Genomic DNA, 20,089 nt, shown 5'->3' with positions numbered 1-20,089 from the left:
GCCGCCGCGGCGGCCGGTTGAGGCGGGCGGCGCGAAGCCATGTCGGCTTTGCGCGACCTTTGGCGCATTAGGGAACGAAGCTACAACCCCCTGTCGTGTTCCGTCGGCCCCTCGTCCCCGGAGGGTGGCGGCCACGATGCCATGCAAACCGTTGGCCCAGCATCTATGAATTCGAACCCGAACTCTTCGTCCCCGGGTCCCAGGACCCCGACGCGAAAGACTGCCGCCCTGTTGTTGGCGCTCACGTTGGGCGCGATGCTGGGCCGGGCCCAGACGGCGCCGGCGCCCACGGCGGCGACGGTGAATCCGCCGCCCTCGACCGCGCCGACCGAGCCGATCGTGAAACTGGATGAAGTGGTTGTATCGGGCATGCGCACGAGCTTGTCGGCGGCGTTGGACATCAAGCGCGAGTCGGTGCAGCTGGTGGACTCGATCGTGTCGGAGGACATCGGCAAGTTTCCCGACAACAACCTGGTCGAGGCACTGCAGCGCATGACGGGCGTGCAGGTGACGAACCGCGGGGCGGGTGAGATCGCGACGGTGTCGATCCGCGGTCTGAACGATATCAACACGACGCTGAACGGGCAGAACATCTTCACGGCCTCGGGCACGGCGCTCGCGTTGCAGGACGTGCCGGCGAGCCTGCTCTCGCGGGTGGACGTCTACAAGACCCGCTCGGCCGACCTGATCGAGGCGGGCATCGCGGGCTCGATGGACATCCGCACGCACCGGCCCTTCGACTTCAAGGGCCGCAAGTTCGTGGTGGCGGCGCGCGGGATCTATCAGGAGCAGGCGGACCGCACCGGCTCGAACCTGAGCGCGATGTACAGCGACCGCTGGGATACCAGCGCGGGGAAGGTGGGCGCGCTGGTGGCGCTCGCCTTCGTGAAGACGCCCTATCGCGACCAGAACGTGACGGCGGGGGCGATGGTGCCGTTCGTGACGGACCAGGCGGTGACGACGGGCTCGGTCACGTGGGTGCCGTACGAACGCATTTTCACGACGCGGGACGGGATTGCGGAGAATCCGATCTGGCAGGCGGGCCTGGAGGACGGGCTGCCCACGGCGCCGGGGTCGACGATCACGATGAACGGCGTGAAGGTGCCCTACGTGCTGTCGCGCGACGCGGTGTTCCAGAACGACTACACCGGCACGCGCGAGCGGCCGGCGGCGAACGTGGTGCTGCAGTGGGCGCCGAACAAGGATTCCGAATACACGTTCGAGGGGTTCTACAACGGGTACCGCAACGACATCTTCAACAACCTGTTCTTCTCCTTTGTCGACTGGTGGGGCGGCCCGCACGGCAAGGTGACGCTGTATCCCGGCACGAACATCGTGAAGGCGCGCGAGCGCACGCCCTGGGTGTACGGATTCACCAGCGGCGACCTGACGAAGGGCAAGACGGACAGCTATTTCTACTCCGTCAGCGGCAAGTGGAACGTGACGCCGGATCTGAAGCTGAAGTCGGCGCTGACGTACCAGGACAGCCAGTACACGACGGACTTCTTCGCGATGCGCGCGGATCACGTGCACAACGCGATCGCGGTCGACTTCAATCCCGGCAATGGCATCCCGGCGTACCAGTTCGAGGACGACCCGGCGACTGCGGGGATCAACGAGTCGAACATGGCGGACCCGCGGCTCTGGAACATCGCGCAGCTCTACGACAACGCGAACAAGTTCAAGGGCGACGCCTACACCTGGACGGCGGACGGCGACTACAAGCCGCAGTGGTCGATGCTCTCGGCGATCAAGTTTGGCGTGCGCTACGACGTGCGCGAGGCCTCGGAGTATCAGCGCACGCAGAGCGCCGATGCGCTGGGCGTGCCGTTGAACAGCTATCCCGAGCTGTGGCACTTCAATCATGACTTTTTCGACGGTCACTCGGATGTGCCGCGCTCGTGGGTGGTGCCGAACGGCTACGCAATCTTCGACAACGCGGAGAAATGGCGGCAGCTCTACAAGGCGAAGTTCCCCGCCTTCAAGCTGGGCAACGAGCTTTCGCTCTTCGAGAACTTCAACGTCGAAGAGACGACGACGGCGGCGTACCTGCGCGGTGACTTCAAAACCTTCATCGCCGACCGGAAGCTGGATGGCCAGGTGGGCGCGCGGTACGTGAACGTGAAGACCGACATGGACTTCACGGACCAGGGCACGCTGACACGCGGCTCGGCCTCGGTGACGAAGGGCAAGCTGCTGCCGAGCGGCTCGCTGCGGTACGCGATCACGCCGAACCTGATGTTGCGGGCGAGCTATGCGGAGACGTTGCGGCGTCCGAGCTTCGCGGACCTGAACCCGATGATCAACTACGTGAAGGACGTGACGAACGTCGGCTACGGCACCGCGACAGGCGGCAACCCGAACCTGAAGCCGACTGAGTCGAAGAACTACGACGTCGCGCTGGAATGGTACTTTGGGAAGGCGAGCTCGATCTATGCGACGCTGTTCAAGCGCAAGATCGACGGCTTCGTGGTCAGTTTCCGCAAGCGGGTGACCTACCAGAACTACGACTACATCCTGACGCAGCCGGACAATACGTCGAACGGCGAACTGAAGGGTTACGAAGTCGGCTTGGTCTATTTCCCGGACAATCTACCGGGCCTGCTCAACGGGTTGGGGGTGCAGGCGAGTTACACGGGTCTGGATTCGCAGCAGGACATCCCGATCACGGATTCGGCGGGCAAGGTGACGGGGACGCTCACCCGCGACCTGTTCGGGGTGTCGAAGTCCTCGTACAGCGCGGTGCTGGCGTATGAGCGCAAGCGGTTTAGCACCCGGCTTTCATACGTCTGGCGCGAGGCGTTCCTAAATAACTATGAGGCGGCGCTGTTTGCGAATCCGCTGGGGGTTTACCGCGCCCCCGAGTCGAGTCTCGACTTCCAGCTGACCTATCGGGTGATGGACAATCTGGTGCTTACCTTCGACGCCACGAATCTGACGGAGGAGATCTATCAGAGTTACTATAAGAACGCATATACCAATAACTTTGGTTCGTCGCTTTACAGCCGGACCTTTGCCTTGGGTGCCCGGTACTCGTTCTGATCGTTGCTTGGATGCAAAGAAGGGCGGCCCGGTGCGGGCCGCCCTTTTTCTTCCAAGTGCCAAGCAGACGGCGCCGCGCAGACGGAGGAGGGATGCGACGGCGGCGGTTTTCGGGCGGGCGCCAAAGTTTTGGTTGCTTTCGAGGTTTGCCCTCCTATGACCTCAACCTCTTTTCCACTACGCCTGCCCCCAATTCCGGGGTGACAGGGGGAACGAAACCATGAGCCAACAGTTCGACCTCAACGTATTCGCGCGCAACCAGACTGGTCGCAGCGCTTCCCGCCGCCTCCGCAAGACCGATCGCATTCCTGCGATTCTCTACGGAAAGCACACCAATCCCGAGACGCTGGCCATCGAAGCGCCCGAGTTCGTCCGCCTCCTGAAGGTGATCGGCGACCGTGCGGTGCTGGTGAAGCTCCAGAGCGACAAGAAGCAGAAGGCCCTGTCGTTCCTCCAGGAGGTTCAGCGCGACCCGATCACGGACAAGTTCCTCCATGTCGACCTCCAGGAGGTTAAGGAGAACGAGAAGTTCGAGATCCGCGTGCCGGTGCATATCACGGGCGAATCGTTCGGCGTGAAGAACCAGAGCGGCGTGTTGGAAACCGCGACCCAGGCACTGCGCATCCGCGTGCTGCCGAAAGATCTTCCCGAGGCCATCGTGGTCGACGTCACCGAGCTCAAGGTCGGTGAGACGATCAAGGTTGGTCAGCTGAAGCCGGTGGCCGGCGTCGAGTTCCTCGATGCGAAGGGCCAGCCGGTCATCGCCTGCGTCGAGCCGGTCGCCGAAATCGTCACCGAGACGGTGGCTGCCACGCCGGCCGCTGGTGCTGGTGCGGCCGCTCCGGCCGAGGGTGCCGCCGCTGGTGCCGCTGCTCCGGCCGCTGGTGCGGCTCCCGCCGCTGGCGCCGCTGGTGCGGCTCCGGCTGCTGGCGCGGCTCCCGCCGCGGGTGGCAAGCCGGCCGCGGCCGGCGCCGCGAAGCCCGCTGCTCCCGCCAAGAAGTAAGTCCTTCATCCCGGCCCCGCCGCTTGACCGCGGCGGGGCTCGAGGATTGTTCTTTGATTCATGTCCATTTCGCTCGTTGCCGGTCTCGGCAATCCGGGCCGCGGCTACGAGCTCACCCGCCACAACCTGGGCTGGATCGTGGTCGACGCCCTGGCCCGCAAACACGGGCTGGTGTGGAAGGCCGCGCCTCAATTTGAGGCCGAGATCGCGCGCTGGGATACGCCCGCTGGCACCTGCTGGCTGGTCAAGCCGCAGACGTTCATGAACGCCAGCGGCCGATCGGTTGGCGCCATGGCTCGGTTCTACAAGATCGAGCCGGCGGACATCGCCGTGGCGTACGACGACCTCACGATCGACCTCGGTCTGATCAAGGTGACCGCCTCCGGCAGCGCCGGCGGCCACAACGGCGTCGCCAGCCTGCTGGAACACGTGGGCAACGGCTTCGCGCGGTACCGGCTGGGCATTGGGCCCAAGGATCCGCCGCAAATGGACATGGCAGACTTCGTCCTCGGAAAATTCACTCCCGACCAACACATTCTCGTTACGCAAAAACTTGATCAGTACGTGTCCGGCCTCGATTTGCTGCTCGCCCGCGGCGTTGAGGTGGCCATGAACCAGCTTAATCGCAGAGACCAAAAATGAATCAGAAAGAACGCACCTACCGCGCGACCTTCATCCTCGACAACCGGGGCCGCGAAGAGTCGATCGACCAAATTGTGGATGGCGTGAAGCAGGATATCGCCGCGGTGAAAGGCGCAGTCACGGCCGTGGAATCCCTCGGCAAGAAGGACTTCGTTCGCGTCACCGACAAGAAGCTCACTGGCGCCGCCTACGTGCAGATCAGCTTCACCGGTCCTTCCGAGACCCCGGCGCTGCTCCGCGAGCGTCTGCGCCTGAACAACAGCGTCTATCGGATGTTCGTGCAGTCGGCCTGAGCGCCGACGCCGGACGCCGCCGCTTCGCGCGGGCCCAGGAAACCGCCTCGCCATCCGCGGGCGTTTCCTTTGGCCTAGGGCGCGACGCGGCGCTCCGCGTTGTTGCTGTCCGCGCCCAGCGTCCCCCGAAACCCTCCAACCTCCTCTGCCATGCCGTCACTGAACAAAGTCATGCTCATGGGTAACCTGACCCGCGACCCTGAGCTGCGCGTCACGCCCAAGGGCACCCCGATCTGCCAGTTTTCCCTGGCGATCAACCGCCAGTTCAAGATGGAGTCGGGCGAGAGCCGCGAAGAGGTGATCTATGTCGACGTCGAGGCCTGGGGCAAACAGGGCGAAACGATCGCCAAGTACGTCACCAAGGGCCGCCCGCTGTACGTCGAAGGACGCCTGCGGCTGGACCAGTGGGAGGACAAGAACACGAAGGAAAAGCGCAGCCGCATGAAGGTTGTGCTCGAGCAGTTTCAGTTCCTGGGCGACAGCCGGGGTGGGGCGGGCGGCGGCAGCGCCGGCAACGCCGAACCTGGAGTCGACCAGACAGCTTCCCCGGAGCGGTATTCGCCGCCGCCGCGGAGCCCGGCCGCCAAACCGGCCGCACAGGAGAATCTCGACGAAGACGTCCCGTTCTGAGGCTTCGTCAGCATCGTAGCGGCGCCGGTCCCCGGCGTCGTCGGCGGCGAGGGCCGTCGTGAAACCCAGAGCAACTCGGCCGCTTCCCTCCGGCGGTCGAAAACACCGCGCTCCGGCGCACCAGAGAAAGCAGAAAACCATGGCCACTACAGAAGTCCTCCTCGTCAAACCCGTCGAAGGTCTCGGCGGCGAAGGCGACCAAGTCAAAGTCCGCGCCGGCTACGCCCGCAATTACCTGCTCCCGCGCAAGATCGCGGTGACGCTGAATGCTTCGAACAAGAAGCACGTCGAGTCGCTGAAGAAGCGGCGCGCCGAGCGTGAGCAGAACGAACTCTCCGCCGCCCAGGAGCTGGCGAAGAAGCTCGAGAAGACGAGCCTGGCCTTCGCCGTGAAGACGGGCGAGGGTGGCAAGATGTTCGGCGCGATCACCGCGAACGACATCCACGACAAGCTCGTCGCCTCCGGCATTGAGCTGGACAAGCGCAAGATCCACCTCTTCAACCCGGTCAAGACGCTCGGCAAGCACGACGTGAAGATCAAGCTGCACGCCGACATCACCGTCGAGCTGCCGTTCGACGTCGTGTCCGAGAACCCGATCGAGCCCGTGGCCGAGGAAGCCGCGCCGGCGGGGGAGAAGACCGAGAAGCGCAGCGAGCGTCGTCCGCGCAAGGAATAAGTCTTTCGACGCCAGTCGTCACCAGGCGCGGGCCAAAGCCCGCGCCTTTTTTATGGGCGCACGCGGCAGGCGGATGGGGCGCGGGCGCGCCGGGGTGATCAACGCGGCGAGGCTTCTGACCGGCCGGAATCGGCTGTGAATTATTTCGGGGCAAGTACCGGTTGCTTTTCCCTCCTCGCTCCGCTCCCATCACCGCCCGTTCGCGCATGGTCCAAGATACCTCCAGCTCACCCTCGCGCGGGGTCGCCGGTCCGCCGGCTGCTCCGCTTGGTCGCTCGCTCCCGCACAGCCTCGAGGCGGAGGAGTACCTGCTTTCCTGCTGTCTCCTGGACGGTGCGGACGTGGTGTCGCGCTGTCTGGAGGCGCGCATCCGGCCGGAGTCGTTCTACGATCCAAAGCATGGCGTCATCTTCGAGAAGCTGCTCGATCTCTACAACCGGCAGCAGCCGATCGATGTGTCGGTGCTGGCGGAGGAACTGCGCACCAGCCGGCAGCTCGACGAGATTGGCGGGTTCGCATTCCTGACGCAGGTCAGCAGCCGGATTCCGACGACGGCGCAGGCGACGTACTTCATCGAGAAGGTGCGCGAACTCTCGCTGCTGCGGGAGATCATCCGGTCGGCGACGAACGCGGTGGAGGACTGCTATGCGTTCTCAGGCGGGATCGACGAGTTCGTCGACCAGGTTGAGACCAAGATCTTCAGCGTCACCCAGAATCGCGTCAGCGAGAGCGCGAAGCAGATGCGGGAGCCCACCCGCGAGGCGATGAACGTCATCACCAAGATGATGATGAAGAAGGGCGAACTCACGGGGGTGTCGTCCGGCTTCAAGGACCTGGACGCGCTGATGTGGGGTTTCCAGCGGCAGGAAATGGTGATCCTCGCGGCCCGTCCTTCGATGGGCAAGACGTCACTGGCATTGAACTTCGCGGAAGCGGCGGCCATGCCCCCCAAGGGCACGCCGGTCGGGGTGCTGGTCTTCTCGCTGGAAATGAGCGCGTCGCAGCTGGCGCTGCGCATGTTGTGCTCGCGGGCGCGGGTGAACATGAAGCTGCTGCGCGACGGCCTGCTGTCGAAGAACGGCGAGGAGCAGAACCGCCTGCTGCAGGCGGCGGACGAGTTTTCCAAGGCGCCGATCTTCATCGATGACTCGAGCGCGCTTTCGATCATGCAGCTGCGGGCCAAGGCGCGTCGGGTGCACGCGCGAAATCCGCTCGGCTTCATTATGGTCGATTACTTGCAGCTGCTGAGCCCGACCGACTCGAAGATGCCGCGCGAACAGCAGGTGGCGGAGGCGTCCCGCGGGTTGAAGTCACTTGCGAAGGAACTCGACGTGCCGGTGCTTGTATTATCCCAGCTCAACCGCTCATCGGAAAAAGAGAACCGCACGCCGAAGCTAGCCGACTTGCGCGAATCCGGATCCATTGAGCAGGACGCTGACGTCGTCCTGATGTTGGCTCGCCCCAAAGACGCAGACGAAAAATTCCAGGTAGCCGCGGACTCCGCCGAGTTAATCGTTGCCAAGCAACGAAACGGCCCGGTAGGAGAACTAAAGCTAACTTTCCTCCGAGATATCACCCGCTTTGAAAACTTTCATCCGTAACCCTGGGCTCAGGGTCACATCTGTTGTCGTTGCCGTTTGTTTGCTGATCGCGGGGGGAAGCAAGGTCTCAGCGCAGACCACCAACGCCCAAGCCCCCCGGGCGGAGTCCCAGACCCCCACGTTTCGCGTCGGCAAGATCAACATCCGTTTCGTCGGCACGGCCAACGTCAACGAGCAGGTTATCCGCGCGAACATGCAGGTGCGGGAGGGGGGGGAGTTCGACGATCTGATGCTGGACCGGGACATCCGGTCGTTGTACCGCACCGGTCTTTTCGAGTTCATCAACGTGCAGCGTGAGGAGGCGGGCCCGCGGCTCGTAAACCTCGTCATCGACGTCACCCCGAAGTTTCGCGTGCTCGCGGTGCGTTTCGAGGGCAACCAGAAGGTCAAGGCGCCGCGGCTCGAGAAGGAGATCAAGACCCGGGCCAACCAGGCGCTCGATGAACGCCAGGCAAAGGAGGACTCCGAGAAGCTGCGCGAGTACTACCAGAAATCCGGCTACAACCAGGTGTCGGTGACGTACACGATCGAGCGTGACCGGCAGGGCGGCTTCGGCACGGTGGTCTTCAAGATTCGCGAAGGCGCCCGCGTGAAGATCGCGGATGTGCGTTTCACCGGCAACCGGCACGTGAAGGCCCGCGCCCTCAAGGGCGAGATGGAGACCAAGCGCTGGTGGATGTTCTCGTGGCTTACCGGGTCCGGCCGTTTCAAGGACGACCAGTTTGAGGACGATCTGGACAAGCTGCGCGATTTCTACCGCGAGAAGGGATTCCTGGACGTCGAGATTCCGCCGGAGAAGGTGCAGTTCAACTACCCGAAATCCGGCAAGCTGGTGCTGGTGATTCCGATCGAGGAAGGCCGCCAGTACCGGGTTGGCGACATCACGTTTTCGGGCAACCGGCTGTTCGATTCCCGTTTGCTGGGCCGCGTCGTCCGCCAGAAGAAGGGCGCTGTTTTCGCCCCCTCGCTCCTCGACAAGGACACCGAGCGCCTGACGGACTTCTACGGCAAGGACGGCTATCTGGACACCAACGTCCAGCTGCGCCGCAAGCCGAACATCGAGACCGGTGCCATCGACATCGAATACGCGATCCGCGAGAGCGAGAAGTTCAACGTCGAGTCGATCATCATCGAGGGTAACGACAAAACCAAGAGCATCGTCATCCTGCGCGAGCTCGTGATGGGTCCCGGTGACGTGTTCAGCACGGTGCTGATGAAGATCAGCCAGCTGCGCCTCGAGAACACCCGCTTCTTCGACGACGCCAACATCACGCCGCAGGAGACGAACATTCCGGGCCGGCGCAACATGCGCGTGGCGGTGAAGGAGGGGCGCACGGGCAACCTGACCTTCGGCGCGGGCTTCAGCACGCTGGAGCGCGCCACGCTGTTCGCGGAAGTTTCCCAGTCCAACTTCGACCTGTTCAACCGGCATTCCTTCTTCCAGGGCGCCGGCCAGAAATTCCGTTTGCGCATGCAGCTCGGCTCGCTGTCGAGCGAAGTGGTGCTGTCGTTTGACGAGCCGTGGTTCCTGCAGAAGCAGTTGGGCGTCGGCTTCAGCGTCTTCCGCACGACGTCGGAGTACAACAGCTCCTACTACACCCAGATCGAAACGGGCTTCGAGGTCCACGCTCGCAAGCACTTGTTTGAACTCTGGAACGGCCAGATCGGCTACACTTACGAGATCGTCGGCATCAACGACGTGTCCTCCAGCGCCTCCTCGGTGATTCAGTCGCTGGCCGGTGACAATGCCCTGTCGAAGGTCAGCCTGACCCTCGAGCGCGATACCCGCGACAAGATCATCAACACGACGAGCGGCAATCGCGTGGAGCTCGCGTTCAACTACGCGGGCGGCCCCCTCGGTGGCAGCGCGATGAACAACTTCTACAGCATTGAATTCCGTGGGTCGCAGTTCTTCCCGGTCTTCGAGACGCAGACCCAGGTCCTCGCGCTCCTGGCCCGCGGCGGCGTGATCAAGGACTTCGGCAAGAGCGACGATGTCGCCTACTACAACAAGTTCTATCTCGGCGGACCCGAGACGCTGCGTGGTTTCGAGTTCCGCGAGGTCAGCCCGCGGGACGAGTACCAGGAGCCCGTCGGCGGCAAGACGTATGGCTTCTTCAGCGCAGAATACTCGCTCGATATCGTGAGCCCCATCCGGTTCGCCGTCTTTTACGACGTCGGCTTCGTGAACAAGAACGCGTACGATTTCCGGCCGTCGAACTACAACGACAACTTCGGTATTGGATTGCGGCTCTTTGTGGCGGGTGCCCCGTTGCGCCTCGACTTCGGCATTCCGCTGACGGGGGACAAATACAATAAGGACGGGAACCAGTTCAATTTTTCCTTTGGCACCCGGTTCTAGTTCTGATTCGTTTCAGCCTCTTTTTTACCGTCCATCAACCCATGAAGAAATCTATCCATTCTCTCGTTGCTCTCCTGGCGATTGGCGCGTTTGCGCTCGCCGCGCGGGCCGAGCCTGCCGTCAAGATCTTGTCCGTCGACATGGCCAAGCTCTATGACAACCACTACAAGACCAAGGAGCAGAACGACAAGCTCCAGGCCGATCGCCAGAAGGCTGATGAAGTGGTCGAGCAGATGAACAAGGAGGGCAACACCCTCGTTGAGGAGTACAAGAATCTCCAGGACCAGTCGCAGAACGCGGCCCTTTCCGCGGAAGCGAAGTCGAAGGCCCAGAACGACGCGCAGAAGAAGCTCGAGGAGATCCAGGCGAAGCAGAACGAGATCCGTTCCTTCATCCAGAGCACCGGCCAGTCGCTGCAGCAGCGCCTGCAGGCCTTCCGTAGCGTGATGCTCGAGGAGATCACCAAGACCGCGACCGACGTCGCGAAGCGCAAGGGCGCCACCGTCCTCGTGGACAAGGCGGGTCCGTCGCTGATCGGCATTTCCAACCTGCTCTATCTTGATCCGGGTTTCGACATCACGGACGAGGTGGCCAAGGAGATTGAAAAGGGACGCCCGGCGGCGGCCCCGGCTCCGGCGGCGGCCCCTGCGGCAGCTCCCGCCGCGACTCCGGCTCCGGCGGCGGCCCCGGCCGCGGCTCCGGCTTCCGGTCCGTCGATCAATCTTCCGATCGCGCCCAAGAAGTAAGGACGCGTTTCCGGTCTCGATTTTGAGCCCCGCCTGCTTGGCGGGGCTTTTTTATGCCCGCGTCCAGCGCCGGGGCGGACAAGTTCACCACCGGGCTTTTGCTGCATTGCCCCGACCGGTCAAACCACCCACGTTCGCGGGATGCAGGTATCGTTCACCGCCGCGGAAATCGCGGCGCTCATCCAGCCCAAGACCGTGCGCGGGTCCACTGCGGCGGTGATCCATGGAATCGCCGGCCTGAGTGATGCCGGTGCCGGTGATCTCTCTTTCCTCGGCAACGCGAAATACAAGGTGGAGGTCGCGGCCAGCAAAGCCTCGATCGTGCTGTTGCCGCTCGACTTCGCCGGGGAGCCGCAACCGGACCAGCAGTACCTGCTGGTCGAGAATCCGTCCGCCGCGCTTTCGAAACTCTGCAGTCGCATTGAGCAATCGCTCTGGCCGCGCCCGACGGCGGGAGTTCATCCCTCCGCCAGCGTGGATCCGACCGCCCGGGTGGCGGCGTCGGCGACGGTCGGACCTCAGTGTGTGATCGAGGCCGGTGCCGTGATTGGCGAGCGCGTGCACCTCCAGGCCCAGGTGTTCGTCGGCCGGGCCACGACCATTGGTGACGACTCCTGGCTGATGCCGGGCACGGTGGTCGCCGCCGAGTCGGTACTGGGCCGGCGCGTGCGCCTGCAGCCGGGCGTCATCATCGGATCGGATGGATTCGGCTACGAGTTTGCCGAGGGCCGCCACGTCAAGGTGCCGCAGGTTGGCCAGGTGGTCGTGGAGGACGATGTCGAGATGGGCGCCAACACGACGGTCGATCGCGCGCGTTTCAGCCGCACGGTGATTGGGGCGGGCACGAAAATCGATAACTTGGTGCAGATTGCCCACAACGTGATCGTTGGCCGGCATTGCCTGATTTGCGCGCAGGTCGGCGTTTCGGGCAGCGTAACCATCGAGGATTACGTGGTCTTGGGCGGGCAGGTCGGCGTAGCCGGCCATATCACAATCGCGAAAGGCACGAAGGTCGGGGCGCAAAGCGGGGTCGCCGCCGACACCGAGGCGGGATCGTTCCTGAACGGCACTCCTGCCATCAACTACCAGTTGGAACGGCGGCTGGTGGTGCTCCAGCGGCGTTTGCCGGACTTGTTCAAACGTGTAGATGCGCTAACGGCGCAACTCCGTGACGCAGAAAAGTCTTCCTCCGGCTAAGCGCGGGCTCAACATCCGCCCACCTTCTCCATGAACGACTCGCGGCTTAAGATTTTCGCAGGAAACTCCAACCGGCCCCTGGCCGAGGAAATCTGCCGGTCCATCGGCGTGCCCCTCGGTGAGGCCACGGTGACCGCCTTCCCGGACGGCGAGTCCTTCGTGAAGATCAACGAGAACATCCGCGGGGCGGATGTCTTCATCATCCAGTCGACCTGCCCGCCCACGAATCACAACCTGGTCGAACTCCTGATCATGATCGACGCGGCGCGGCGCGCCTCGGCCCAGCGCATCACGGCCGTGTTGCCGTTCTACGGATACGCGCGACAGGACCGCAAGGATCAGCCCCGCGTGCCGATCACGGCCAAGCTGGTCGCCAACCTGCTGGTGGCCGCGGGTGCGAACCGCATCCTCACGATGGACCTGCACTCGCAGCAGATCCAGGGCTTCTTCGACATCCCGGTCGATCATCTGTACGCGTCGCCGGTGTTCTTCGAGTACCTCTCCGCGCTGCCGAAGAACAAGCTGGTCGTATGTTCGCCGGACGTCGGTGGCATGAAGATGGCGGCCGCGTATGCCGACGTTCTCGGCGCCGGCCTCGGTCTCGTCGCCAAGAAGCGCAAGAGCGCCACCAACGTGGAGGCGATCAACATCGTCGGTGAGGTGCAGGACTGCGACGTGCTGCTCGTCGATGACATCACCGAGACGGCCGGCACGCTGACGGCCGCGGCGAAGCTGCTGCGCGACAGTGGCGCCCGCAGCGTGCGGGCGGCGGTGAGCCATTGCATTCTCAACGAGGTCGCGATCGAGCGGCTCAAGAGCGGGCTGATCGATGAAGTGATCACGACGAACTCGACTCCGATCCACACCAACGGCCTGCCCGTGCGGGTGCTCAGCATCGCCCAGCTCCTGGGCAACGCGATCCTCCGCATCAACAGCAACGAGAGCGTGACCGGCCTGTTTCGCGTCAAAGGCTTCTAGCCGGTGCCGGCGGCGCGCCGCGCGGGCGCGCCGTCCTTCCCTCCGACACCAGGGCGGTTGCGTTGCCGTCGGTTCGCAGTTACCGCTTCGCCGCTGCAATCCCATGAACCTCCCGACCCGCATCCTGCTGGCCACTGTCGTGGCTTGGAGCTCAACCGGTGCCGCGAACCCGAAGACGGTCGCGAAGCCGGCCCAGGCCAGGCCGACCATCAACCTCCGCGTCGATGACTCCGCGCTCGGGGAGAACAAGCCCGGCGCCCCGCTGCTCAGCTACGCCGACGTGCTGGAGCCGGTGCAGAAGGCGGTGGTGTCGATCTACTCGACCAAGATCGTGCGCAACGCGAACCCACTCCTGCAGCAGTTGTTTCCAAACCTGCCGCCGCGCGAGAGCAAACAGGACGGCCTGGGCTCCGGCGTGATCGTCACCCCGGACGGCTACATTCTGACCAACAACCACGTGGTCGAGGGGGCCGACGAGCTGAAGGTGTCACTCGCCGACGACCGCGAGTTCACGGCCAAGGTCATCGGCACCGACCCGAAGACCGACGTCGCCGTGATCAAGATCGAGGCCGAGAAACTGCCGGTGGTGACGCTCGCCGATAGTGACAAGCTGCGCGTCGGGGATGTCGTGTTCGCGGTGGGCAACCCCCTGGACGTGGGGCAAACCGTCACCATGGGCATTGTTTCGGCCAAGAACCGAAACGTGAAGATTCTCGAGGACGTCGGCGGCTATGAGGACTTCATCCAGACCGACGCGGCCATCAACCTCGGCAACTCCGGCGGCGCGTTGATCGACGCCCGGGGCCGGCTGGTTGGGGTGAACAGCGCCATTCTTTCGCCCTCCCGCGGCAACATCGGCATCGGCTTTGCGATCCCGGTGAATCTCGCCGCGTCCATCATGAAGAGCCTCGTTGAGACCGGCACGGTTGCGCGCGGCTACCTGGGCGTCAGCACCGAGACCATCACCCCCGACGTGGCGGAGCAGCTGGGAGTCGCGCGCGATACGCGCGGGGTGGTGATCACCGATATCGTGCCGGAGAGCGCGGCCGAGAAGGCGGGCTTGAAGCGCAATGACGTGATTCTCGGCGTGAACGGCCATGCGGTGGGCACGCTCGAGGAGATGCGGCTCATGATCGCGCAGATGGCCCCGGGCTCCGTCGCCCAGCTCCGGGTCGTGCGGGACGGCAAGGAGAGCAAGATGGACGTCACCCTCGACAAGTTTGCCGACAAGCCGGACGAGCTGCTTTCCGGCGTCACGGTCCAGCCCCTTGGCGCGGAGGAGCGCCGGCGCCTGCGCATCGACGTCCGCGTCACCGGGCTGCTGGTCACCGAGGTGGAGGAGAAGTCACCGTTCCGCGAAAGCCTGGCCCCGGGAGCGGTGATCATGGAGATCAACCGCACGCCGGTTCGGGAAGTCGAGGAAGCGCGCAATATGCTGCACCCGGGACGCAACCTGCTGGCCGTGTATTACCGCGGCGCGGCGCGTTTCGTCGTGGTCGTGATTGAGTGACCCGGTGCCGGGCCCCGTCGCGGCGTGCGGCGGGGTGGCGCGGGAGAATCTCAACTGCCGGGCTTCTGTACCGGGAGCTTAGCGAGCTCTGCCGGCAGGGCGTCCGCCGCGTAGGTCGGGAAGCTCAGCTCCAGGAGCGAGACGGCCGGGACGGCGAAGCGGGTGGTGCCGGCGCTGCGGTCGACGAGCATCGCGACGCCGACCGGCGTGCCCCCGGCCTGGCGGATGATGTCGAGACACTCGATCACGCGGCCGCCCCGCGTCACGACGTCCTCCACGACGAGCACGGGCTCACCGGGAGAGAGGGTGAAGCCGCGCCGGAGCACGAGAACGTTGTTCTCTTTTTCGGCAAAGATGTAGCGGGCCTTGGCCCGCCGGGCAACCTCCTGGCCGATGACCAGCCCGCCCATCGCGGGCGCGAGCACGGTCTGGAACGTCAGCCCCTGGCCGCGCACTTTCTGGACCAGCAGCTCGCCGAGGCGTTCGACGGCCGCCATGTCCTGGCACACCTGCGCGCACTGGAAGTAGTGACCGCTGTGCAGCCCCGAACGGAGCACGAAATGTCCCTGGAGGAGGGCTCGGGTACGCGTGAAGATATCGAGGATTTCCTTTTGGCTGGCGTCCATGCCGGGAAGCTGGGGAATGGCCCGGAAAAAACAAAAGGAAAGTGGGAGCGCGCCAAACCCGCCTTGTGCGCCCCCTTTGCCTGCGTGATACTCGCCGCCGTGATCCGGACCTCTCCATTGCCGCTCGAAGACGAGCTGGGTGACGTGCTCGAAAAGGGCATGCGTCGCGCCGGACTCACCGAGGAGGCATTGGCGGAGGCGACGGGGGTGGCGGTGGCGCGAATCCTGGATGCGGTCGATTACCGGTCCGAGCTGACCTGCGATGAGCTTCGTCGCATCGCCGGCGTGCTGAAGCTGAACGAGGTGGGGCTGTGCGCCCTCGGGCTGGGCAAGTATCCGCAACCCGAAATCGGCGGCTTGCCGTTCTGCGTGTGGCCGCTGCGCATGCCGCACGGCATCGGCGTGGCGAACGCGTACTTGGTGAGCGAATGCGGTTCGAATCGCGCCCTGCTCTTCGACACGGGCGCGGGGATGGACGCGCTCGATGCGGTCTGGCCGGGAACGATTCGCCAGGTTGACGCCGTGTTCCTGACGCATGTGGAGGCGGAGCATGCCGGCGGACTCTGTGAGGTGGTGGCGCGGTTTGGCGTCGCTCCGGAACACGCGCTCGTGCCGGGCGGAGCGGTGGCGCCCTGCGGCCGGCCAATGGGGGAGGGAGAGCGCCGAGCTTTCGGTGCGCTCGAAGTGACGGCGTATTCGACGCCGGGACACACCGCGGCGCACAACTGCTATGTGGTCCGCGCACCAGCGGCGCGGTCCGGCGGCTCTCTCCTGATTTCCGGCGACCTGATCTTTGCCGGCTCGGTGGGACGTGCGTTTTATTCCGGCGACCAGTTGCAGGCGAATCTGCAGCGCATGCTCACGGTGTGCCTTGGCAACACCGTTGTCGCCCCCGGGCACGGGCCGCTCACGACGGTCGAGAACGAGCGTCGGTTCAATCCCTTCTTCGTCTAGTGGGTCGGAGGTCGCCCGGGCCTACGCCCCGGGGCGCGGCCGCCGCCGCTTCGAGATCCTTGGAAGGGGATCTGCCCGCACGTATTGGCGTCCAGACCACGGGCGCTGTCGGGGATGTCCCCGCATCGGGGCGACCGTTGGCGGAGCGTTGGTCGAGATCTTCGGACACAAAAAAACATCGGACTTCAGATCCGATGCGGCGGTAAAGATGGTCGGGGCGGTGAGATTCGAACTCACGACCTCTACGTCCCGAACGTAGCGCTCTACCAGGCTAAGCTACGCCCCGACATTATCTTGCAGGCTCTCCGTCGTGGACCACGGCGACGTGAACGTCGTTGTGGAAGACACGAGCCAAAGAACTTTCCCACCGGAGGCCGGCGGGAAGGTTCATGGATGGTTCGATTGCCGGCCGCGAGCAAGGAGAATTTTCGGGGGAATTTGGCCGCTCCTCGAGCGGAGCTCCCGATGAACTCATCCCACATGGCAAACCCCGGGCTCGTCCCTCGAAAGAGGGATGTTGGCGAAACGACGTTCCCGTAGGGTTTCCAGCGTTAGCACCCCTCCTCGGCATTGGGGCCTCCGAGCGCCAAAGGCGTCGGCTGGTCTCCACGCTGCACCGCAAACCTCCAGTAATCCCGGCTGACTTGCCATGACCCCATCCGTCTCCCTGTACGCGTGTCTGCACACGCTCCGCTTATCCTGTTCGTTGTTGGTCACGCGGCTGACCTGTGCGCCTTGTTGTCGTGGCGTGCTTGCCGCCATGACTCTGCTCGGTGCTGCCAGCGCGGCGCAGGCCCAGCAGACCACCGGCACGATCGTCGGCCGCGTGTACAACCCCGTCACCAAGGAGTATGTCCGCGACGCAGAAGTGCGCGTCCAGGGCACCGCGCTCACGGCCATCACCGAGGCGGGCGGCTATTACCAGCTTTCGCAGGTGCCAGCCGGCGCCGTCACCGTTTCCGTGAGCTATGTCGGCTACCCGCAGAGTCAGGCGGTGGTGACCCTCGCCCCGGGCGGCACGGCCACGCGGGATCTTGAGCTCGTGCCGGCGGCCGACCCCGCGGCAGCCGCGAGCAAGGAGTCCGTGCTGAAGCTCGAGGCGTTCGTCGTGAACAGCGAGCGCGAGGGCAACGCCAAGGCGCTGCAGCGGCAGAAGGAGTCGATGACGATGAGCCAGTCGATCTCCTCGGACGCCTTTGGCGACGTCACGGAAGGTAATGTGGGCGAGTTTCTGAAGTACCTGCCGGGCGTCGAGCTGGAGTACGTCGAGGCCGACACGCGCGGTCCGCGCCTCGGCGGCATGGGCTCGGAGTATGCGAGCGTCACGATGGACGGGATGGGCGTGGCAAGCGCCGATGCCTTTACGCAGTACACCGCGTTCGAAAACTCCGCTGCGGGCACGTCGAACCGCTCCTTCGGTTTTGAGCAGGTTTCGATCAACAGCATCGACTCGATCGACGTGAACCGGGTCACGAGCCCGGCGATGGATGCCAACGCCCCGGCGGGCAACATCGACCTCAAGACCCGCCGGGCATTCGACCTCAAGGGACGCCGTATCGGCTGGAACCTGAGCACCGTGCTGAACACGGAGGAATTCACGCTCAAGCGCACCGTCGGCCCGAGCGACAGCTACGGCCGAAAGTTCCGGCCCAACTACAGCCTGAACTACTCCGACGTGTTCCTGAACAACCGGCTCGGCATCCTCGTTGGGATCAGCGAGTCGAATCTCTACAACGAGCAGTACCGGGTGGACCACACCTACAACCGGACGCCGACGGCGGCGGACCCCCGGCCGCAGGTCCTGACCCAGATCCTCCTGAAGGACGGACCAAAGTGGACGAAGCGGTTCACCAGTTCGCTGACCGCGGACTTCCGCGCGACCGAGTTCCTGACGCTCTCGCTGAGCGTGATCTACAACGGCTACGATGCGCGCTTCTACAACCGGCAGGTGACGATGCAGGCTTCGGCCAACAACACCGGCGCGGCCACCGGCCGCCAGAACGTCGGCGGCGACGGGGTGCTCGCGTTCGGCACCATGACCACGAGCGGCGCGACGTCCCGGCAGGTCGTGATGGGAGGCGGCAACGGCATCAAGCTCAGCCACACCACGACGATCAGCCCGCGGTTCGAGTACCGGCGTGGGAACATCCAGCTGGACGGCGCCTTCTCGTACTCCAGCGCGCACAACGATTACGACAACCTCGTGCGGGGCACTGCGGGCAACACGCTGGTGAACAACCTCCAGAATATCCAGTTTTCGGCGGCACGGTCTGGCGGGGGAGACGCCGACTGGCATTTCACCCAGACGGGTGGGGCGGACTGGGCCGACCTGGCGAGCTACGTGAATCCGCGCATCTCCGACGATAACCGCAAGGACGACAATGACCTCACGCAGGGCCAGTTGAACGCGCGCTACAATCTGCCAACGCGGTTTCCAACCTTCCTGCGGGTGGGCGGCAAGATGACCGCGAGTCACCGCATCACGAGCAGCTCCAATGCCTATGATGTCTGGCGCTACGCCGGGCCCGGTGGCGGCGCGACGGGCACTTTCGCGCAGTTCCCGAGCGATTTCCGGCTCTATGGCGCGGGCAACCAGGTGGGCGCGACGTTCACCTCGATCGGCGGCGGCGGCGCGCCGGCGTTCCCGAATCGCGACATGCTCGGCGAACTCTTCCGCTCGCATCCCGAGTATTTCGTCCGGGGAGAGAGCGAGGGCATCATCACCACCGCGCAGTACGAGCAGGGCCGCTACACGAACAGCCCGACCTTCGACGTGCGGGAGACGATTCCGGCGGCGTACCTCATGGCCAACAGCCGCATCAACAAGCTCCGCCTGCAGGGCGGCGTCCGCTTCGAGGAAACCCGGATCGAGTCGAAGGACCTGATGCCGCGCTCGCGCAGCGAGATCGTGGCGGCCGGATACCCCGTTGACGCTTCGGGGAATCCAACCACGTGGGCCGGCATGGACTACAAGTATGCGAACGCGCCGCGCGTGGCGCGCGAGGGCAGGTATCACAACTACTTCCCGAGCATGACCGCCAAATACGCGTTCGCCTCCAATCTGCTCGCCGACATCGGCTGGGGCAAAGCGATCAAGCGCCCGCCGCTGCAGTGGATCGCCGGCACCCGCCAGGTGGATGACACCAACGAGGTCGTCACGACGCCCAACCCGAACCTGCTGCCCGAGCGATCGGAGAAGGTCGTTGCCTCGATGAGCTACTTCTTCGGGCGGAGCGGCAGCAGCAATCTCCAGGTGATCGGCTCGTACAACAAGCTGGTGAACCAGCAGGTCGGGCGCCGCCTGACCGCCGAGGAGTACGGCAACACCGATCCGGCTTACGAGGGCTTCGAGTTTCAGAGTTTCACGAACGCCGACACGCCCACGATCTTCCGCTCGCTGGAGGTCTCGTACCTCCAGCAGTTCACCTTCCTGCCCCGCGCCTTCCAGGGCACGGCGCTCAACCTGTCCTTCACGCGCACCAAGGCCAGCCGTCGCACCTATGGCACGGTGCCGAACTCCGTGAAGGGCGGGCTGAGTTATCGCTACGGCCGGTTCAACATCGCGCTCAACGGCGTCTGGCGCGACAACTCCCCCTGGTTCCAGGGCACGAGCAACCGCTATCTCGTTTCGAACGTGAAGTACGACCTCAGCGGCGGCTTCCGCATCCGCGAGGGGCTCAGCTTCTATTTCCAGGGCCGCAACATCCTCGAGGAACCGCACCGCATCTTCGAACGCAGCGCCGGCAATCCGGATGTGCTGTATCGACTCGAAAATTACGGCACGAACTGGACGTTCGGCCTGCGCGGCACGTTCTGACGCCCCGACCCG

General features: G+C 64.4%; 15 protein-coding genes and 1 tRNA gene. 14 read left to right on the top strand and 2 right to left on the bottom strand.

Going from position 1 to position 20,089, the window contains the following annotated elements:
- Positions 1 to 234 precede the first annotated feature (234 nt).
- From DB354_RS07530 to DB354_RS07475, 12 genes are all read left to right on the top strand, one after another.
- Positions 235 to 3,042, top strand: coding sequence for a TonB-dependent receptor (locus tag DB354_RS07530; RefSeq protein WP_233256581.1), 2,808 nt, complete (start codon positions 235 to 237; stop codon positions 3,040 to 3,042).
- A gap of 220 nt (positions 3,043 to 3,262) precedes the next feature.
- Positions 3,263 to 4,045: a 50S ribosomal protein L25 gene (locus DB354_RS07525; protein ID WP_107834832.1), complete on the top strand. Its 783-nt coding sequence runs from the start codon at positions 3,263 to 3,265 to the stop codon at positions 4,043 to 4,045.
- A gap of 60 nt (positions 4,046 to 4,105) precedes the next feature.
- On the top strand, positions 4,106 to 4,687 hold the full coding sequence (pth, locus tag DB354_RS07520) for an aminoacyl-tRNA hydrolase (protein ID WP_107834831.1): 582 nt from the start codon (positions 4,106 to 4,108) through the stop codon (positions 4,685 to 4,687).
- Positions 4,684 to 4,980 (top strand): 30S ribosomal protein S6, encoded by a 297-nt coding sequence (locus DB354_RS07515; protein WP_107834830.1) that lies wholly within the window; start codon positions 4,684 to 4,686, stop codon positions 4,978 to 4,980. The genes pth and DB354_RS07515 overlap by 4 nt, the downstream gene beginning before the upstream one ends.
- 150 nt (positions 4,981 to 5,130) lie before the next feature.
- Entirely contained in the window at positions 5,131 to 5,610 is a 480-nt protein-coding gene (ssb, locus tag DB354_RS07510) for a single-stranded DNA-binding protein (protein WP_107834829.1), read from the top strand.
- Between the two features lie 139 nt (positions 5,611 to 5,749).
- Positions 5,750 to 6,286, top strand: coding sequence for a 50S ribosomal protein L9 (rplI, locus tag DB354_RS07505; protein WP_107834828.1), 537 nt, complete (start codon positions 5,750 to 5,752; stop codon positions 6,284 to 6,286).
- Between the two features lie 206 nt (positions 6,287 to 6,492).
- Entirely contained in the window at positions 6,493 to 7,887 is a 1,395-nt protein-coding gene (dnaB, locus tag DB354_RS07500; RefSeq protein ID WP_107834827.1) for a replicative DNA helicase, read from the top strand.
- Positions 7,888 to 7,927: 40 nt separating this feature from the next.
- Positions 7,928 to 10,249: an outer membrane protein assembly factor BamA gene (gene bamA, locus DB354_RS07495; protein WP_233256580.1), complete on the top strand. Its 2,322-nt coding sequence runs from the start codon at positions 7,928 to 7,930 to the stop codon at positions 10,247 to 10,249.
- Between the two features lie 41 nt (positions 10,250 to 10,290).
- Entirely contained in the window at positions 10,291 to 10,995 is a 705-nt protein-coding gene (locus tag DB354_RS07490; protein ID WP_107834826.1) for an OmpH family outer membrane protein, read from the top strand.
- Positions 10,996 to 11,136: 141 nt separating this feature from the next.
- The gene (gene lpxD / locus DB354_RS07485; RefSeq protein ID WP_107834825.1) at positions 11,137 to 12,192 is read left to right on the top strand and encodes a UDP-3-O-(3-hydroxymyristoyl)glucosamine N-acyltransferase; all 1,056 of its coding nucleotides are present in this window, start codon (positions 11,137 to 11,139) and stop codon (positions 12,190 to 12,192) included.
- 30 nt (positions 12,193 to 12,222) lie between these two features.
- Positions 12,223 to 13,170, top strand: coding sequence for a ribose-phosphate pyrophosphokinase (locus tag DB354_RS07480; protein WP_107834824.1), 948 nt, complete (start codon positions 12,223 to 12,225; stop codon positions 13,168 to 13,170).
- A gap of 103 nt (positions 13,171 to 13,273) precedes the next feature.
- A complete protein-coding gene (locus tag DB354_RS07475; protein ID WP_107834823.1) occupies positions 13,274 to 14,680 on the top strand; it encodes a Do family serine endopeptidase in 1,407 nt (468 codons plus the stop codon).
- 50 nt (positions 14,681 to 14,730) lie between these two features.
- Here DB354_RS07475 and pyrE read toward each other — a convergent pair whose 3' ends face one another.
- Complete coding sequence (gene pyrE, locus DB354_RS07470) at positions 14,731 to 15,306, bottom strand: orotate phosphoribosyltransferase (protein ID WP_107834822.1); 576 nt, start codon at positions 15,304 to 15,306, stop codon at positions 14,731 to 14,733.
- A 99-nt stretch (positions 15,307 to 15,405) separates the two neighbouring features.
- Between pyrE and DB354_RS07465 the strand changes: the two genes are divergently transcribed.
- On the top strand, positions 15,406 to 16,260 hold the full coding sequence (locus tag DB354_RS07465; RefSeq protein ID WP_233256579.1) for an MBL fold metallo-hydrolase: 855 nt from the start codon (positions 15,406 to 15,408) through the stop codon (positions 16,258 to 16,260).
- Positions 16,261 to 16,469: 209 nt separating this feature from the next.
- Here the strand turns inward: DB354_RS07465 and DB354_RS07460 are convergent.
- Positions 16,470 to 16,546, bottom strand: a tRNA-Pro gene (locus DB354_RS07460).
- Positions 16,547 to 17,020: 474 nt separating this feature from the next.
- On the opposite strand from DB354_RS07460, the gene DB354_RS07455 reads away from it, so the two are divergent.
- Positions 17,021 to 20,077 (top strand): TonB-dependent receptor, encoded by a 3,057-nt coding sequence (locus DB354_RS07455; protein ID WP_158277417.1) that lies wholly within the window; start codon positions 17,021 to 17,023, stop codon positions 20,075 to 20,077.
- The last annotated feature ends 12 nt before the right edge of the window (positions 20,078 to 20,089 follow it).

The organism is Opitutus sp. ER46 (assembly GCF_003054705.1).
Lineage (GTDB): Bacteria > Verrucomicrobiota > Verrucomicrobiia > Opitutales > Opitutaceae > ER46.
This window is presented reverse-complemented; position numbering and strand designations above follow the sequence as displayed.

Excerpts from the sequence above, each read along its gene's own strand:
- DB354_RS07525 (WP_107834832.1), top strand. The coding sequence starts at position 3,263 with ATGAGCCAACAGTTCGACCTCAACGTATTCGCGCGCAACCAGACTGGT.
- pth (WP_107834831.1), top strand. The coding sequence starts at position 4,106 with ATGTCCATTTCGCTCGTTGCCGGTCTCGGCAATCCGGGCCGCGGCTAC.
- DB354_RS07515 (WP_107834830.1), top strand. The coding sequence starts at position 4,684 with ATGAATCAGAAAGAACGCACCTACCGCGCGACCTTCATCCTCGACAAC.
- ssb (WP_107834829.1), top strand. The coding sequence starts at position 5,131 with ATGCCGTCACTGAACAAAGTCATGCTCATGGGTAACCTGACCCGCGAC.
- rplI (WP_107834828.1), top strand. The coding sequence starts at position 5,750 with ATGGCCACTACAGAAGTCCTCCTCGTCAAACCCGTCGAAGGTCTCGGC.
- dnaB (WP_107834827.1), top strand. The coding sequence starts at position 6,493 with ATGGTCCAAGATACCTCCAGCTCACCCTCGCGCGGGGTCGCCGGTCCG.
- DB354_RS07490 (WP_107834826.1), top strand. The coding sequence starts at position 10,291 with ATGAAGAAATCTATCCATTCTCTCGTTGCTCTCCTGGCGATTGGCGCG.
- lpxD (WP_107834825.1), top strand. The coding sequence starts at position 11,137 with ATGCAGGTATCGTTCACCGCCGCGGAAATCGCGGCGCTCATCCAGCCC.
- DB354_RS07480 (WP_107834824.1), top strand. The coding sequence starts at position 12,223 with ATGAACGACTCGCGGCTTAAGATTTTCGCAGGAAACTCCAACCGGCCC.
- DB354_RS07475 (WP_107834823.1), top strand. The coding sequence starts at position 13,274 with ATGAACCTCCCGACCCGCATCCTGCTGGCCACTGTCGTGGCTTGGAGC.
- pyrE (WP_107834822.1), bottom strand. The coding sequence starts at position 15,306 with ATGGACGCCAGCCAAAAGGAAATCCTCGATATCTTCACGCGTACCCGA.
- DB354_RS07455 (WP_158277417.1), top strand. The coding sequence starts at position 17,021 with ATGACTCTGCTCGGTGCTGCCAGCGCGGCGCAGGCCCAGCAGACCACC.